Origin of the sequence: Actinacidiphila rubida (assembly GCF_900110255.1) — a bacterium.
GTDB classification, from domain to species: Bacteria; Actinomycetota; Actinomycetes; order Streptomycetales; family Streptomycetaceae; genus Actinacidiphila; species Actinacidiphila rubida.
In genome coordinates this window covers 65,722-81,858 of the sequence record NZ_FODD01000016.1, presented here as the reverse complement: position 1 = coordinate 81,858, position 16,137 = coordinate 65,722, and the positions used below count along the sequence as shown (strand labels likewise).

Genomic DNA, 16,137 nt, shown 5'->3' with positions numbered 1-16,137 from the left:
GAGACGGTGAGAGCGGTGTGCCGTGCTCGGGGCCGCCACCGCGGCTACCCCTCGTGGAGGCTGATCGTGCCGTCCGCGGCGGCGGAGAGGGCGAAGGTCCGGCCCGCGACGCGGACGCCGCGCAGGGTCACGCCCTCGAACCCGGGCGGAACCCGGACCGCGTGCCGCAGGCTGCCGGCGCGGGCGTCCGCCTCCAGGCCGAAGAGGGCCTGCAGGAGCAGCACGCACGAGGCCGCGGCCCAGGCCTGCGGCCGGCAGGCCGCGGGGTACGGCGCGGGCCGCGGCTGCTCCTCGCGCGGATACCCCGCGAACAGTTCGGGGAGCCGGTACCCGAACTGCTCGGCGGCGCCCAGCAGTCCGGCGGCGAGCCGGCCCGCCTCCTCGGTGAACCCCTGCCGCACCAGGCCGTGCACCGCGATCGCCGTGTCGTGCGGCCACACCGAACCGGTGTGGTAACCGAGGGCGTTGAAGCCTGCCGCGGCCGCGTCGAGGGTGCGCAGCCCGAACCCGGAGTCCATGCCGGACGCCGGTCCCACGAGCCGCCGCGCCACCAGGGCGGCCTCTTCCGGGTCGAGCAGTCCCGTGCCCAGCAGGTGCCCCATGTTGCTGGCGAGGGAATCCACCGCCCGCTTGCCGCCGTCGAGCGCGACCGCGGGATAGCGGCCCGCCGCGTCCTCGACCCAGAAGCGGGCGCGGAAGCGCTCCCGCAGCTCGGCCGCCCATCCGCGGCGGCGTTCGCCGCCCGGCCTGCCGAACGCGTCGAGGAGCGCCGCGGACTTCACCGCGGCCTCGTACGCGTACGCCTGCACCTCGCTGAGCGCGATCGGCGGGACGGCCGGCCGGCCGTCGCGGAACCGGATGCCGTCGGAGGAGTCCTTCCACCCCTGGTTGGACAGCCCGCGCCCGGTGCTGTCCGCGTACTCCAGGAAGCCGTCGCCGTCCGCGTCGGCGTACCGTTCGAGCCAGTTCCAGGCCGCTTCCGCGTGCGGCAGCAGGGCCTCGACCTCGGCGTCGGGCATGCCCCAGCGCCACGCGTCGTGCAGCAGGATCAGCCACAGGGGCGTGGCGTCGGCCGTGCCGTAGTACGACGGTGGCAGACCGCCGGCACGGGGCCCCCCGGGCTCGTCGCGGCGGACCTCGTGCAGGATCTTGCCCGGCTGCTCCTCCGTCCGGGGCACGTCGGCCCGCCCCTGCCGCCGCGCGAGGGTGCGCAGCGTGCCCGCCGCGACGTCGGTGCCGAGCGGGAGCAGCATGCGGGCCGACCACAGGGCGTCGCGGCCGAACAGGGTGAGGTACCAGGGGGCTCCGGCGGCGAGGAACACGTCCTGTGCCCGCAGGGGATCGCTCAGCACCAGGCCGCGCAGGTCGCGGTCGGTCCGGGCGGCCCAGTGCGCCAGCCGGTGGTCCGGACCCGAGACGGCGGGCACGCTCCACCAGCGGGTGCCGGTCGCCGGGGCGGGGAACAGGTCGCCGTCGCGGTGCTCCGCGTCGCAGCGCAGGACGACGGTCCACGCCGTGCCGGGCCGCAGGTGGAGGTCGTAGGCCAGGGTCACGGCGCCGCCGGCCTCGACGGTCCGCTCGTCGGGCGGGGCGGACAGCGTCAGCGTGCCGGTGACCGCGCCGTCGCTCCACCGTGCGCCGTCGGGCAGCGGCCGCGCAGGCCAAGCAGCCGCCGGGCGGCCCGACTTGACCTGCTCCATCGTCGACAGGTCGGCGGCCGCGGTCAGGGTGAGCCGCAGCCGCGCGCTGAGCCCGCCGGCGTTGCGCACCGTGTACCGCTCGGTGAGCCGCCCGGGTGCCAGCGTCCGCCGGCGTTCGAGGACGACGGCGGGGTCCGGGGTCTGCTCGGCAAGGCCGCGCAGCACCGTGCGGAACACCGTCTCGCCGTCGGGCAGCGTCGCGGCGCCGAGGGGCGCCATGGGGACGGCGTCCACGGTCGCGTCGAGGTGTGAGAGCAGGCGGCGGTCACCGTGGTAGAAGCCGTCGGCGCCGCCGCGTATCGCCCCGTCCGGACCGGAGACGCACAGGCTCGGCGCGGCGAGCGAGACGCACGCGTCGTGGAGGAACGGCTGCAGTGGCGGCGGCGGTTCACCTTCGGCGAAGCCGTCGTGAGCCTTGACAGGTGCGTCCACGAGGCCGATCCTCTCTGCCATCGATGCTGTTTTTGGAGCGTTCCAAGAAATCATGCCCGCTGGCAAGACCGGCGACAGCAGTTTTTGGAACGCTCCAAGGAGGAGCGACCGGCCTGACGATGGACGGAAACCCGCAAGAGCCCCAGAATCCGGGACGTGCCTGTGCCTGCAAGCCCTTCCGTGCCGCCGAAGGCGGGTCCCACGGTGACGCTGGAGATGGTCGCCGCGCGTGCCGGTGTGGCCCGGCAGACCGTCTCCAACGCGATCAACGCCCCGGAACTGCTGCGCCCGCAGACCCTGGAGCGGGTGCGCCGGGCGATCGACGAGCTCAACTACCGCCCGCACCGGGCCGCTCAGGCGCTGCGCACCCGGGCGAGCCGGCTGATCGGCTACGGGATCCGGCCCGGTGCCGGACGGGTGGCCAGCCCGGTGCTGGACGAGTTCCTGCACGCCATCTCGGACGCGGCCGACCGGGCCGGGTACCGGGTGGTGCTGTTCTCGGCGCCGCAGGACGAGGAGTTGGACCGCTACCAGCAACTGCTGGACGAGCAGGGCGCGGACGCCTTCGTGCTGAGCGGCACCGACCGGGGCGACCCGCGCCAGGCGTGGCTGCACAAGAAGGGCGTCCCCTTCGTCGCGTTCGGCCGGACCTGGACGGGCCGGGACGTGGGCGACTGGGTGGACATCGACGGCGCCGCCGGCACCGCGGCCGCCGTGCGCCACCTCGCGTCACTGGGCCATCGCGGCATCGGCTTCCTCGGCTGGCCCAGGGGTTCGGGCGCCGGTGACGACCGGGCCAGGGGCTGGCACGAGGCCATGCGGGCGCTGGGCCTGCCGGTGCGCAACCGGCGGGTGGAGAGCCCGGGTGACCTCGGGCCGGCCACCGAGGCGGCCGATCGCCTGCTGGACGGCGGCGCGACGGCGGTGATCGCGGCGAGCGACGCCCTGGCGGTGGGGTGCTATCAGGCGCTCCACCGGCGCGGCCGCACGCCCGGCAGGGACGTCGCGGTGGTCGGCTTCGACGACTCGCCGACGGCCACCATGCTCTGGCCGCCGCTGTCCAGCCTCGCCCAGCCCATCGAGGCCGTCGGCCGGGAGTGCGTGCGGCTGCTGCTCGACCGGCTGAACGGTGTCGAGCGCCCGGCCGAGCACGTGCTGCTCGCGCCCGAACTCGTCGTCCGCGACAGCATCTGAGCGCCGGCTCCGGCGCGCCTCCCCCCTCCGACCTTCCTCCCCGCCGCCGTTCAGGGACCGCGTCCGGCCGTCCGCGCCGCGCCGGCTCCTCCCGTCGTCCCCCGTCCCCGGCTCCTCCGGCACTCCCCCGCACCTCATCTGCCCGCGCACACCGCCTACGTCAGGAGATCACGCATGCCCATTTCACGATCGCTCGGCGGCGCGGCCGCGGCCTGCGCGGCCGCCGTGCTGCTCACCGTGACCGGCTGCTCGTCCGGCGGCGGGTTCGACTCCTCGGCCCCCAAGCAGTCGTCGAGCGGCTCGCCGCAGAGCCTGTCCGTCATGATCGCCACCTCGGGCGACGCGGAGACCGCCGCCGTCAAGCAGGCCACCGCCGCCTGGGCACGGCAGACCGGGAACAAGGTCACGGTGCAGCTGGCGAGCGACATCAACCAGCAGCTCGGGCAGGCGTTCGCCGGCAACAAGCCCCCGGACGTCTTCTACGTCAACTCCGACCAGTTCGCCAACTACGCCAAGGGCGGCTCGCTGTACGCCTACGGCGACCAGATCCCGAACGCCTCGGCGTTCTCCGGCCCGCTGCGCGACTCCTTCTCCTACGGCGGCAAGCTCGTGTGCCTGCCCAAGGACAGCTCGACGCTGGGCCTGGCGATCAACACCGACCTGTGGAAGCAGGCGGGGCTGACGGCGGCCGACTACCCCACGACGTGGCAGCAGTTGGCGAAGGTCGCCGCCAAGCTGACGAAGGGCGGCGTGACCGGGCTGGTGACCACGCCCGACTACCAGCGGCTCGGCGCCCTGATGAAGGAGGCCGGCGGCTGGATCACCGACCCGGGCCAGACGGCGATGACCGCGGACAGCGCTGCCGACAGGCAGGCACTGGACTTCGTGAAGTCGATGATGTCCGCCGGTTCCCTGAAGTACGCGTCCGACGTCGACGCGGGGTGGGGCGGCGAGGCCCTCGGCAAGAAGAAGGCCGCGATGACGATCGAGGGCAACTGGCTGGCCGGCGCGATGAAGGCGGACTTCCCCAGCGTCGGCTACACGGTGGTGCCGCTGCCCGCGGGCCCGGCCGGAAAGGGCACTCTGGTGTTCAGCAACTGCTGGGGCGTGGCGGCCAGGAGCGGCCACCAGAAGGCCGCCGTCGACCTGGTGCGCCACCTGACGTCGGCCGGCCAGCAGCTCGCGTTCGCCGACGCGTTCGGCGTCATGCCGTCCCGTACCGACGCGTTGGCCACGTACGCGCGGAAGTACCCGGCGGCCAAGGCCTGGGTCGACGGCATCGCCTACGCCCAACGGCCGGTCACCATCGCCGGGTTCAACCAGGTGCTCACCCAGTTCAACACCGATCTGCAGTCGCTGCGCACGAGTTCGTCCGCGCAGATCCTCGAAGGACTGCAGCGCAACGGCGGACAGGTGCTGAAGAATGGCCGGTAGCGGCCTGCTGGGCACGCCGGCGGCGGCCGGACCGCGCCGGTCGGCGGCGGTCACCCGCCGCCGGCCGGTGCGGGACCGGATACGCCAGGGAGCATGGGGCTGGCTGTTCGTCACGCCCATGGTCCTGGTCCTGGGACTGTTCATGGCACTGCCGATCCTCATGGCGCTGTGGGTGAGCCTGCTGCACTGGGACGGCCAGTCGAACCCGTTCACCGGGCACGCGGACTTCGTGGGTCTGGGCAACTACCGCGACCTGATCAGCAGCGACGGCCTGAGCCGCACGCTGTTCGCCACCTCGCTGCGCAACACGGCGTACTACGTGCTGCTCACCGTCCCGGCGCAGACGGTGCTGGCGCTGGGCCTGGCGATCGTGGTGAACCAGCGGATGATGCGGGGGCGCGGCGTCGCGCGCACGGTCTTCTACTTCCCGTCCGTGACGAGCTCCATCGCGGTGTCCACGGTGTTCCTGTTCCTCTTCCAGGGCAGTGGCTCGGTCAACCGGATGCTGTCGTGGATCGGGGTGAAGGGCCCCAACTGGTTCGCCGATCCGCGCGGGGTGGTGTGGCTGGTGCTGGGTGATCTGGGCTTCACCGACCCCGACCACCCGGGCGGTCCGCTGGCCCGGCACGGCGTGCTGGGGCTGTCGTGGGCGGACTGGTTCTCCGGGCCGTCGGTCGCCATGTGCACCCTGATCCTGCTGTCGGTGTGGACGACGTCCGGCACGTTCATGCTGATCTTCCTCGCGGCGCTGCAGGGCATCCCCCGCTCGCTGGAGGAGGCGGCGGCCCTCGACGGGGTCAACCGGCGCCAGCTGCTGCGGCACGTCACGCTGCCCGCGCTGCGACCGGTCGTCTTCCTGGTGCTGACACTCGGTCTGATCGCCACGTGGCAGGTCTTCGACCAGGTGTACGTCATGGGCAAGGGGGCGCCGGGCAACACCACGCTCACCCCCGCGTACCTGTCGTACTCGTCGGGCTTCGACAACGCCGACTACGGCCACGGCGCCGCGATCGCATTCGTGCTGCTGGCGATCATCCTGCCGCTGGCCGGGCTGCAGCGGTGGGTGCTGCGCGAGCGCGGTGGGCGCGGGCGGCGTCTGCGGCGCGGTGGGCGCGGGCCGCTCCGGGCACCGCGCGAGGAGGTGGGGGCGCGTGGCTGACGAACGACCGGTCCTGGGCCGCTTCCCGCGGCCGGCGCGGATCGCCGGCCGGCTCGCGCTGTGCGCCTTCGCGCTGCTCTACGTGCTGCCGTTCCTCATCCAGCTGGCCACCAGCCTCAAGACGGACCCGGACGCGGCCGCCCACCCGATGACGCTGTTCCCGGGCAACCCGACGGTCGCGGCGTACCGGCGGCTGTTCGGGGCGGGCGGCGGCGTCGAGAGCGTGCCGTTCCTGCGATGGCTGGGCAACTCCGCCTTCGTCACGGTGGCGGTCACCTCGGGCCGGGTGCTGTTCGACTCCATGGCCGGCTACGCGCTGGCCCGGCTGCCGTTCGCGGGCCGCAGGACGCTCTTCGTGTTCCTGCTGTCGGCGATGTCGGTGCCGCCGGTGGTGCTGCTCATCCCGAAGTTCCTGGTCCTCAAGAGCTTCGGGATGTTCGACAGCTACAGCGGCATGATCACGCCACTGCTGGTCGACGCGGGCGGCGTGTTCATCATGAAGCAGTTCTTCGAGTCGCTGCCGCGGGAGATCGAGGAGGCGGCGCGCATCGACGGGGCGGGCGTGCCGCGGATCTTCTGGTCGGTGGTGCTGCCGATGTCGAAGGCGCCGCTGATCACGCTGACGGTGCTGTCGTTCCAGGGTTCGTGGAACGAGTTCACCCATTTCCTGGTGTCCACCCAGTCCAGCCGCTACGACACGCTCACCACGGGGCTCGCGCACTTCGTGTCGGGCGGGCTCGGCGGCGGCACGCAGTACCCGCTGAAGCTGGCCGCGGCGCTGCTGTCGACGCTGCCCGTCGCCGCGCTGTTCTTCTGCTTCCAGCGCTACTTCGTCCGCGGCTCCAACGCCGGCTCGGTCAAGGAGTGACGGAGCCCGGGGTGCGTGCCGCGGCCCGCATGGGCCCGGCCGACGGCGGGGGACGGTGAGACTCACCCTGCCGGCACTTCGGCGGTCATCTGTCCTCGTCGCGGCCGTACTTCAGATAGGCGACGAGCCCGGCCACGTTCCCGAAGGCGCAGATCGCGAGCCACGCCCGCGGGGTCAGGGCGCGGGTGTGTGGGTGCCGGGTGATGTCGATCATGCACACGACGGCGGGGACGAGCGCCACCAGTGGCACGAGCGCGGCCCACGGGGACGGCGGGGAGCCGCCGGCGATGCCGGCCAGGCCGGCCCACCCGGCGCGTCCGGCCCACCCGGCGATGTCGGTCACGGCGGGTCAGGGGGTGGAGGGCGGCACGATGAAGAGGCCGGCGACCTTCTCGTCCGCGTCGAACGCGACCCGCGCCTTCATGTCGCCGGCCTCGTAGCGCAGCGGGATGTCGACGACGGTGTGGTCGCCGATGCGGCGCACGAACGGCTCGCCGTCGCCGTAGCCCTCGAAGGCGCCGACGAGGCCGGCCACCGAGGCGAGGGCGTCGCCGCGCACCTGGTCGGTGAACGCGGCGAGCACCTCGGCGTTGAAGGACGGCCGGGCGTCGTCCATGCGGTCCTCGAGCACGTCGGTGACGATCGCCAGCGCGCGTTCCGCGGCGTCCGTCATGTGCACGGTCTTGTCCATGGGTTCTCCCGTGCGGGGGTCGATGGGTTTGCCGAAGCGCTGGAAGGCGGCCTGCCGGGTGACCCCGAGGAGGTCGCCGATCTCCTGCCAGGTGTGGCCGGCGTCGCGGGCCTGTTGCACGCACAGCTTGAGCACCTGTGCCGCCAGCCCGTCGGTGTCCGTCGCCTGGCGGACGAGGTCCAGGTAGGCGGGCGGCGCGGTCGGGTGCCCCAGCGACGCGGACAGGGCCGCGGCCCGCTCGGCCAGCGACGTGCTCAGTTCCGTCAGCGACGGCGATGGTTCGGCCACACGTCAAGGATGCCTTGACAGATGCGGACCGTCAAGGATTCCTTGACAGATGCGCCGCGGTCGCGGTCAGGCTCTGGTGAGCGCGGAGACGAGCAGGTCGGCCAGAAGCGCGGCGCAGGTGCCGTCCGGGTCGAGGTCGGGGTCGTAGATGGTGAGGTTGAGTCCGACGCACCGGTCGGACGCGACGAGGGTCCGCAGCAGCGGTTCCAGTTCGCCGGGCAGCAGGCCTCCGTCATCGGGACTGTCGACGGCCGGCATGACCACAGGGTCGAGGACGTCGGCGTCCAGGTGCACCCAGAATCCGTCGAGCTCGGGGGTCTCCAGGACGTGCAGGGCGTCCGCGGCCGCCTCCTCGGGGCCGCGCTCGCGGATCTCCCCGACGGTGCTGCTCGCGATCCCGGCCGCGGCGAGTTCGGCCCGCTCCGGGTCGTAGTCACGGATGCCGAACACGCGCACGTCGCTCTCGCGCAGGTAGGGCCGCAGCCCTTCCAGGTCGGTGAGGTCCGCCTGCCCGCGGCCGGTCCCCAGGGCCAGTTCCTCACCGCCAGCCGCGCCGACGTGGGGGGCGTTGCCCAGGTGACGGAAGTCCGCGGAACCGTCGATCACCGCGATGCCGTACCGGCCCATGCGGCGCAGCGCGAGCGAGGCGCCGAGCTGGATGGAGCAGTCTCCGCCGAGGACCACCGGGAACTCCCCCGCCCGCACGTGCCCTTCGACGCGGTCGGCGAGCCTGGGGGTGTAGGCGGCGATCGCGGCGGCGTTGAACACCCCGTCGCCGGGCTTCCAGTTGCCCCGGTCGTAGCGCGGCGGCACCACCACCCCTCCCTCGGCGGCTCCCAGCCGGGCCAGCAGCCGCTGCTCGCGCAGCGCTCCCGCCAGCTTGTAGCACCCGGGCACCACTCCTTCCGCGGGCGGCCGCAGGCCGAGATTGGACGGGGCATCGAGCAGGACGAGTCGGCGCATCGGCCCATTATGACGAAATCGAAAATCCGGTCGCACAGGCCCCGGTCCGAAGGCCGGGACGCGCAGTCCGACCGGCGAGACGCCGCCCTGCGCGGTGCCGGCGCCCGTGCGACGGTGGGAGCGGCCGGGGTCGGCGTGACCTGCGCCTTCGGCCGCTTCGTCCACGGGCCACGGGCTCCGCGGCACGGTGCCGCAGGCCACCGCCCGCACTCGCGAGGAGGTCCCGGGATGCGCGCGCTGGAGACCATCGGCTTCTCACTGGGCGTGATCGCCTTCACCGTCGCCCTGCTGCTCTTCCTGATGGGCGGCCCCCACTACCGCAAGCACTGACCCGCCTCCTCGGGGAGCCCGACCGGGCCGTCCGGTCCGCCGCCCCATGCGCCGGCGCGGCGCGGGCGCCTCACTCCGGGGCGGGCGGCTGCCAGGGGACGCCGGGGACGACGAGGGGGCTTCCGGTGACGGGGTCGGAGACGATCACCGAGGTCAGCCCGAACACGTCGCGGACCAGGTCGGTGGTGACCACGTCCGCGGGAGAGCCCTCGGCGACGATCCGGCCGGACTTCATGGCGATGAGGTGGTCGGCGTAGCGGGCAGCCTGGTTGAGGTCGTGGAGCACGGCCACGACGGTGCGCCCGCGGCCGTGGTTGAGGCGCCTGACCAGGTCGAGCACCTCCACCTGGTGCGCGATGTCGAGGTAGGTCGTCGGCTCGTCCAGCAGCAGGATGTCGGTGTCCTGGGCCAGGGCCATCGCGATCCACACGCGCTGCCGCTGGCCGCCCGACAGTTCGTCCACCGGACGGTCCGCGAGTTCGGCGGTGCCGGTGTGCTCCAGTGCCTCGGCGACCGCGCGCTCGTCGGCCTCCGACCACTGCTGCCACCACTTCTGGTGCGGCTGGCGGCCGCGCGCGACGAGGTCGGCGACGGTGATGCCGTCCGGCGCGGTCGGGCTCTGCGGCAGCACGCCGACGGTCCGGGCGAGCTGCCGGCCGGGGATGCGGGCGAGTTCCGCGCCGTCGAGCAGCACGGCGCCGCCGCGCGGCTTCAGCAGCCGGCCCAGCGCCCGCAGCAGCGTGGACTTGCCGCAGGCGTTGGGGCCGACGATCACGGTGACCTGGCCGTCGGGGATCTCCAGGTCCAGGCCGTCGACGACGGTCCGGTCCTCGTACGCCAGCGTGAGCGCCCGCGCGGTGAGTCGGCTGGTACGGCTCATGAGGTGCTTCCTCCGGAACGGCCTCGGGTGCGGGCGATCAGCCACATCAGATAGGGGGCGCCCACCGCGGCGGTGAGCACGCCGACAGGGAGTTCGACGGGCGAGAACAGCCGGCGTGCGAGCAGGTCCGCCACGACGACGACCAGCGCGCCGGTCAGCGCCGAGGACAGCAGCGGGATCTGCGCGGTGCGGGTGAGCCGGCGGGCGATCTGCGGGGCCAGCAGCGCGACGAAGTCGACGGGCCCGGTGGCGCCGGTGGCGACGGACGCCAGCACCACCCCGAGGACGGTGAGTCCGAGCCGCAGCCGGTCCAGCCGGATGCCGAGCGCGACGGCCGTGTCGTCGTCGAACGACGCGCCACGCTGGGCGCGGGCCGCCCACAACGCGGCCGGGACCGCCACCAGCAGCACGAGTCCGAGCGGCGCCGCCTGGTCGTAGCCGCGGCTGTTGAGCGAGCCCGTCAGCCAGACCTTGGCCTGCTGGGCGACGAGGAAGTCGCCCTTGGTGAGGAACAGTTGGGTCAGCGAGCCGAGCGCGATCGAGACGCCGATGCCGACCAGCACGAACCGGGAGGCGTTCAGGCCGCGGCGCCAGGCGAACGCGTAGACCAGCAGGGCCGCACCGAGGCCGCCGCCCACGGACACGTACGGCAGCGAGGTGTGCGAGACCAGGCCGAAACTCATGGCGGCGACGGTGGCCGCGCCCGCGCCGTGGGTCACGCCGATCACGTCGGGGCTGGCCAGCGGGTTGCGGGCCACGGTCTGCACGAGCGCGCCCGCGACCCCGAACGCGGCGCCGGCGAGCAGGCCGACGACCAGCCGGGGCAGCCGCAGCGTCCCGACCACGAACGTGTCGGGACTGGGCCGGCCCAGCAGCACGTCCACCGCCTGCACGGGCGAGACGAAGGACTCCCCCACGCACAGGTAGGCCACGACGGCGACCGTCAGCAGCACGGCCAGGAGGGTCGCGACGACCGCGGCCCTGCGGTGCACCAGGAAGCTGGCGCGACCGGCCCGCAGCACGGCGTGGCCGGCCGGGCGGACCGCGGACCGGACGGCGGTGGGAGCGGCGGGCACGGTGGGAGCGGCGGCGGAAGTACCGCCGGCGGTGGTGCGGTTCACGCGGCGGCCACCGTCCTGCGCCGTACGAGCGCGATCAGGAACGGGACGCCGAGCAGCGCGGTCGTCACGGCCACCGGCACCTCGGAGGGCGGGAAGACGATCCGGCCGAGCACGTCGGAGAACAGGATCATCACCGGGCCCAGCAGCGCGGCGACCGGCAGCACCCAGCGGTGCGCGGACCCGACCAGGGCGCGGGCGATGTGCGGAACCGCCAGGCCGGTGAAGGCGATCGGCCCCACCGCGGCGACGGCGGCGCCGGTGAGGACGGTCGCGCCGACGGCCCCGAGGACGCGGAGCCGGGCCACGTCGTGGCCGAGGGCGCGCGCGGCGTCGTCGCCGAGGGCCAGCGCGTCCAGACCCCGGGCCATCAGCGCGGCCAGCAGCAGGCCGGCGGCGACGAACGGCCAGATCCGCTCGATGACGTCGGTGCCGCGGCCGCTGATCGAGCCCACCTGCCAGAACCGGAACTCGTCCAGCGCGCGGGCGTCGGTCGTGGCGATGCCGGAGACGACCGAGGCGAGGAAGGCGTTCATCGCGGCGCCGGCGAGCGCGAGTTTGACCGGGGACGCGCCGCGGTGGCCGCCGGCCGCGACCGCGTACACGGCGACGGCCGCCAGCGCGGCGCCGGCGAAGGCGAACCAGACGTAGCCGCCGAGGGTGTGCACGCCGAAGAACGCGATGGCGCACACCACTCCGGCGGACGCGCCCTGGCTGACGCCGAGGATGCCGGGCTCGGCGATCGGGTTGCGGGTGAGCCCCTGCATGACGGCGCCGGCGACCGCGAGCGCGGCGCCGGCGAGGACGCCGACGACGGTCCTGGGCACCCGCAACGACCGCACCACCTCGGCGTCGTTGCTCGTCCCGCCGTGCAGCAGGGCCTGCACCACCTCGCTGGGGGCGATCTGCCGGCTGCCGACGGCGAGGCTGAGCAGGACGGCGAGCAGCAGCAGCGCCGCGCATCCGATCAGCCAGGCGATACGGCTACGGGTGGGTCGCGCCATCCGCCGCGTTCACTCTCCTTCGTGCCGGCGCGAGGGAGCCCTCGCTCCCCCGCGCCGGGAGTTCCGTGGGGTCGGGTTCCGTCAGGCCGTGAGAGAGGTCGTCAGGTCGTCGAGCACCGCGTTGGCGGCGGTGACGCCGAGGCCGAGGTACCAGGTCTCGTCGGGGACGTCGTGGGCGTGGCCGTCCTTGACCGCCCGGAGGTTCTTCCACAGCGGGTTGCCCTGGGCCTTGGACTTGTCGGTGGCCTTGGGGTCGCCGTAGACGCCGGTGAAGATGTAGTCGGCGTCGGCCTTGTCGATGTTCTCGGCGCTGATCTCGGCGGCCAGGTCGCTGATGTCCTGGTTCTTGGGCCGCGGGATGCCGACGTCCTTGAGGATGGTGCCGATGAAGGAGTCGTTGGCGTAGAGCCGGATCTTGCCCTCGGGCATGTAGCGGACCATCGACACGGTCGGCTTCTTCGCGCCGAGCTTGGCGCCCAGTGCCGTGGCCCGCGCCTCGTAGGCGGCCAGGTTCGCCTTCGCCTGCGCGGTCCGGTCGAGCGCGGCGGCGTTCAGCAGGTAGTTCTGCTTCCAGGTGAAGCCGGGGCGGATCGAGAAGACCGTCGGGGCGATCTTCGACAGCTCGTCGTAGGAGTCGGCGGCGCGCAGCTGGCTGCCCAGGATCAGGTCGGGGTGGAGGTTGTTGATCGCCTCCAGGTTCAGGCTGTTGATGGTGCCGACGCTCGCGGGGTCGCCGGCCTCGCCCTTGAGGTAGGACGGCAGCTTCGGCGAGCCCTCGGTGACGGCGAGGCCGACCGGCTTGATCCCGAGCGACACGACGTTGTCCAGTTCGCCGACGTCGAGGACCACCACGCGCTTGGGCTGGGCCTTGATCTCGGTGCTGCCCATGGCGTGCTTGACGGTGCGCGGCCACTGGCCGGGCCGGGCGTCGGTGCCGAGCGCGGCGGTCCTGTCGGCCGCGTCGCCGAAGTCCTTGCCGCCCTGCGCGACCGACTTGGAGTCCTTCGCGGCGGAAGTGCCGGAGCCGGCGGAGCTGTCCTTGGCCCCGCTGCCGGATCCGCCGCAGGCGGCGAGGCCCAGCGCGGCGGCGATGGCGACAGCGAGGGCGGCAGAGGCGCGGCGCCCAGATGGCATGGCAGGACTCCCTGAATGTGGTTCACCGTTGAAGAATTAGGTGAGCCTTACCTTAGGTGATGGCTGTGAGTCCGCTGCCAGGGGGTGGGTGCCGGCCCGCCGCACCGTGGTGCGCGCGACGGGCCGGCGGTTTCAGGCGGCCCGGTCCCCCTTCGCGAGGATGCAGAGCAGGGAGCAGGCGATGGCCGACGACGGGGCCGACGTGACCGGCGGGGTGCCCGGCGGGTCGAGCGCCGCGCCGTAGGTCGCGCTCGCGGTGTTCGTCAGGGGCAGTGCGAGCAGGAACGAGCTGCACCAGACCTGCGCGCTGGCCCCCGCCGCCAGGGTGAACGTTCCCGCGGCGATGTGGCACTGCGGTGTCGTGTGGTCGTTGACGGTCACGCCGACGGCGTCCACCGGGCCGTCGTTGGTGACGGTGATCCGCCAGTAGGCCGTGCCCAGCAGGCCCAGGAGCCCGACCGGGCTCGTCTTGGCCCAGGGCCCGGCGCCGCCGGGTCCGCAGGCGTGCGGCGAGGCCACGGTGCAGATCTGCTTGTCGACCGTGACGTGCGGCCGGCACGAGGCGCCCGGCTCGACGTCCACGGACACGGCGTTGGACGTCAGCGCGCCCGTGCTGTCGGCGCCGGTCGCGGTGTCGGTCACCTGCGTGGTGGCGCAGTCGGCGGCGACCATCGTGCGCAGGCACACCTGCGGGTCGTCGCCCTGGAACGACGCGGTGAGCGCCGGGTGGTTGTCCGTCGTGAAGTCGCTGGTGTCGGTCAGCACCAGCTGGACCGTGACGGTGAGGGACGGATGGTCGGCCGCGGAGATCCCGGACAGGTCGATGATGCCGTTCGCGGGCAGCGCGGGCCGGGCGACGACGTCACCGCCGGTGTCGGACACGGTCACCGTCGAGGCGGTCAGGTCGGCGTGCGCGAGGTCGATGTCCTCGAGCCGCGCCTGCGTGTAGCCCTGGACGTGGCCGCCGGCTCCGTCGCAGTAGAAGGCGCTGGGGCGCAACTCCACGGTGGCGCCGCTGTGCACGCACGGGGAGCGGCCGGACGCGGGGTCCATGGAGAACAGCACGCCCGCGTCGCCGAGCCCGATGAGGCATCCGGTCGTGGCGTCGTAGGAGTAGCCGTAGTCGCGGGTCGCTCCCCCGTTGACGCCGGGGTGCCCGGCCAACGCGGGGAAGCCGGCGCACGGCGCCGCGTGCGTCCAGCTGTAGCAGAGGGTGTCGCCCGGGTTCGGGCCGCCCCAGACGGCGAAGTAGCTGCGCAGGTCGCCGTCGGTGCTCACCACTTCGGGGTTGAAGACGAGGGTCCCCGCGCTCAGGGCGTCGAGGCCGGTGGCGGGGGCGGCGGCCGGGCTGCCGTCCAGCGCGTAACAGGACGTGGCCGGGGTGCCAGCGGTGGTGTCGGTCGTGCAGACCCCGGTGGCGTGGCCCGCGGCGTCCCAGGTCCCGAAGGCGTTGTACGTGTAGGCGGACGCGGACGGCCCGGCCGGGTGCGGTGTGGTCCAGCCGGCGCACACGTCGCCCGTGGCTGGGTCGAAGCAACCGAGGGCGGGCGGGCCACCGGCCGTCGACCCGTTCTGCGGAGCCGACGAGGCGAACACCTTCCCGTCGATCACCACGGTGGAGCCCTGGTACAGGGCGTTGGTGTTGCCGGGAACATCGTGGTTCGGGGGCACGATCCGCGCGAACGGCTGCCCGGAGCAGGCGGCCCTGGCGGCGATGTCCATGCACAGCACCTGCCCGGTGCTGGCCACGCCGTAGGCCTTGCCGCCGGTGGCGACGATCCCCGCCAGGCCGTTGGCGCTGGAGGGTGTGCCGTTCGAGGCGAGCAGCGGCACGAACCCGCAGTTGGCGCGCGCGCCCATGTCGAGGCATCCCACGCCCACGGCACCCGCGGCGACCGCCGGGTAGTAGACGACGCCGGGCCTGCCGGGGTCGAGGACGTACTGCGGAGTCAGCGGCGTGTACACGTTGCCGGTACTGCCGCTGCCCAGCGGGCCGGGCGTCGTGTTGAGCGGGCGCGGCCAGGGTCCGCCGGCACACGCCTGGCCGCTGGACAGGTCGTTGCAGACCACGAGCGGTACGGCCGGGCCGGTGTGGTGGTAGATGTTCCACGCCTCGACGTCGCCCGACGGGGTGCGGTACAGGATCGGGGTGAAGCCGTCGCCGCCGGTGGAGCGGGCGGCCGCCTGCACCGGCGGCAGCAGGGAGGCGCGCACGCCGGTGCCGTCGGAGGTCGCGGCCGGGTCGGTCGCGCGGACGGCGGTCGTGGCGGCGCCGGGATCGGCGGAGGTGAACGTGGTCCCGTCGGTGGACCACGAGGGCGTCCACCCGGGCGGCACGCTCAGCGAGCCGGGCACGAAGCTCTGGCTCTCGCCGGCGCCCTGGATCGCGTCGGTGATGGTGGCGGACGCCGGGTCGGCGGAGGCCGAACTGTGGTAGCCGACGGTCCAGTTGACGGTGTCGCCGTGGCCGGCCGTCGACTGGCCGGGGTGGGTGACGTTCTGGGCGGTCTTGACCAGCGTGGAGGTGCCGGGGGCGTCCGCGGCGGCGGAGTGCGGCGCGGACGCGGGGGTGGCGGCGAGCGCGGACAGCGGCTGTAACGAGCCGGCGCCGACGGCCAGAAGGACGGTACTCACGGCGACGGCCGCCCTTCTGCGGGGCGGCCGGGATCTTTCTGCGGGCATCAGGCGTATGGCCACGGAGCTCTCCTTGTCGTCACGGGTCACACGGTCGGCGGCACGGAGTCCGCCGCGGTTCACCGTAGGGACGAGGACCTGATGAGTCACCACATTCTCGTGCACTGAAGGAAATTGACGACATGCGCCTGTCTGGGTGCTGATGTCCGACGCGTTCACAGCCGGGTGCGGGACGCTCCACGACCGTTTCGGGCGGTTCGGGTGATCCGGCAGGTCCGGGTGATCCGGCAGGTTCAGCCGATCCGGGC

The 16,137-nt window shown here is 73.5% G+C and carries 13 protein-coding genes; 4 read left to right on the top strand and 9 right to left on the bottom strand.

Features of this window, described 5'->3' with window-relative positions:
• Window positions 1-44: 44 nt before the first annotated feature.
• On the bottom strand, window positions 45-2,132 hold the full coding sequence (locus tag BMW99_RS17400; protein ID WP_245791505.1) for an amylo-alpha-1,6-glucosidase: 2,088 nt from the start codon (window positions 2,130-2,132) through the stop codon (window positions 45-47).
• Between the two features lie 156 nt (window positions 2,133-2,288).
• Between BMW99_RS17400 and BMW99_RS17395 the strand changes: the two genes are divergently transcribed.
• From BMW99_RS17395 to BMW99_RS17380, 4 genes are all read left to right on the top strand, one after another.
• Window positions 2,289-3,326 carry a LacI family DNA-binding transcriptional regulator gene (locus tag BMW99_RS17395; RefSeq protein WP_322900205.1) on the top strand — a complete coding sequence of 346 codons (1,038 nt, stop codon included), beginning with the start codon at window positions 2,289-2,291 and terminating at the stop codon, window positions 3,324-3,326.
• Window positions 3,327-3,500: 174 nt separating this feature from the next.
• Window positions 3,501-4,760: a sugar ABC transporter substrate-binding protein gene (locus tag BMW99_RS17390; protein ID WP_075017093.1), complete on the top strand. Its 1,260-nt coding sequence runs from the start codon at window positions 3,501-3,503 to the stop codon at window positions 4,758-4,760.
• A complete protein-coding gene (locus BMW99_RS17385) occupies window positions 4,750-5,919 on the top strand; it encodes a carbohydrate ABC transporter permease (RefSeq protein WP_079138922.1) in 1,170 nt (389 codons plus the stop codon). Before BMW99_RS17390 ends, BMW99_RS17385 begins: the two co-directional genes overlap by 11 nt.
• On the top strand, window positions 5,912-6,787 hold the full coding sequence (locus tag BMW99_RS17380; RefSeq protein ID WP_176735665.1) for a carbohydrate ABC transporter permease: 876 nt from the start codon (window positions 5,912-5,914) through the stop codon (window positions 6,785-6,787). The genes BMW99_RS17385 and BMW99_RS17380 overlap by 8 nt, the downstream gene beginning before the upstream one ends.
• Window positions 6,788-6,872: 85 nt before the next feature.
• On the opposite strand, the gene BMW99_RS17375 is transcribed toward BMW99_RS17380, so the two are convergent.
• The 8 genes from BMW99_RS17375 to BMW99_RS17340 all read right to left on the bottom strand — a co-directional run bounded on the left by BMW99_RS17375 (window position 6,873) and on the right by BMW99_RS17340 (window position 15,829).
• A complete protein-coding gene (locus BMW99_RS17375; RefSeq protein WP_069466539.1) occupies window positions 6,873-7,130 on the bottom strand; it encodes a hypothetical protein in 258 nt (85 codons plus the stop codon).
• 6 nt (window positions 7,131-7,136) lie between these two features.
• Entirely contained in the window at window positions 7,137-7,766 is a 630-nt protein-coding gene (locus tag BMW99_RS17370; protein ID WP_079138921.1) for a DUF3887 domain-containing protein, read from the bottom strand.
• 66 nt (window positions 7,767-7,832) lie between these two features.
• Window positions 7,833-8,729, bottom strand: coding sequence for an arginase family protein (locus BMW99_RS17365; RefSeq protein WP_069466538.1), 897 nt, complete (start codon window positions 8,727-8,729; stop codon window positions 7,833-7,835).
• A gap of 400 nt (window positions 8,730-9,129) precedes the next feature.
• Window positions 9,130-9,939 (bottom strand): ABC transporter ATP-binding protein, encoded by an 810-nt coding sequence (locus BMW99_RS17360; protein ID WP_075017092.1) that lies wholly within the window; start codon window positions 9,937-9,939, stop codon window positions 9,130-9,132.
• Window positions 9,936-11,015: a FecCD family ABC transporter permease gene (locus tag BMW99_RS17355; RefSeq protein WP_069465371.1), complete on the bottom strand. Its 1,080-nt coding sequence runs from the start codon at window positions 11,013-11,015 to the stop codon at window positions 9,936-9,938. Before BMW99_RS17355 ends, BMW99_RS17360 begins: the two co-directional genes overlap by 4 nt.
• A gap of 41 nt (window positions 11,016-11,056) precedes the next feature.
• Window positions 11,057-12,061 carry a FecCD family ABC transporter permease gene (locus tag BMW99_RS17350; RefSeq protein WP_069465367.1) on the bottom strand — a complete coding sequence of 335 codons (1,005 nt, stop codon included), beginning with the start codon at window positions 12,059-12,061 and terminating at the stop codon, window positions 11,057-11,059.
• An 81-nt stretch (window positions 12,062-12,142) separates the two neighbouring features.
• Complete coding sequence (locus BMW99_RS17345; protein ID WP_069465368.1) at window positions 12,143-13,195, bottom strand: ABC transporter substrate-binding protein; 1,053 nt, start codon at window positions 13,193-13,195, stop codon at window positions 12,143-12,145.
• 132 nt (window positions 13,196-13,327) lie between these two features.
• Entirely contained in the window at window positions 13,328-15,829 is a 2,502-nt protein-coding gene (locus tag BMW99_RS17340) for a DUF11 domain-containing protein (RefSeq protein WP_245791504.1), read from the bottom strand.
• Window positions 15,830-16,137: the final 308 nt, after the last annotated feature.

Bases quoted from the DNA above. Each gene is read 5' to 3' on its own strand.
- BMW99_RS17365 (WP_069466538.1), bottom strand. From the start codon at position 8,729: ATGCGCCGACTCGTCCTGCTCGATGCCCCGTCCAATCTCGGCCTGCGG.
- BMW99_RS17345 (WP_069465368.1), bottom strand. From the start codon at position 13,195: ATGCCATCTGGGCGCCGCGCCTCTGCCGCCCTCGCTGTCGCCATCGCC.
- BMW99_RS17350 (WP_069465367.1), bottom strand. From the start codon at position 12,061: ATGGCGCGACCCACCCGTAGCCGTATCGCCTGGCTGATCGGATGCGCG.
- BMW99_RS17360 (WP_075017092.1), bottom strand. From the start codon at position 9,939: ATGAGCCGTACCAGCCGACTCACCGCGCGGGCGCTCACGCTGGCGTAC.
- BMW99_RS17390 (WP_075017093.1), top strand. From the start codon at position 3,501: ATGCCCATTTCACGATCGCTCGGCGGCGCGGCCGCGGCCTGCGCGGCC.
- BMW99_RS17385 (WP_079138922.1), top strand. From the start codon at position 4,750: ATGGCCGGTAGCGGCCTGCTGGGCACGCCGGCGGCGGCCGGACCGCGC.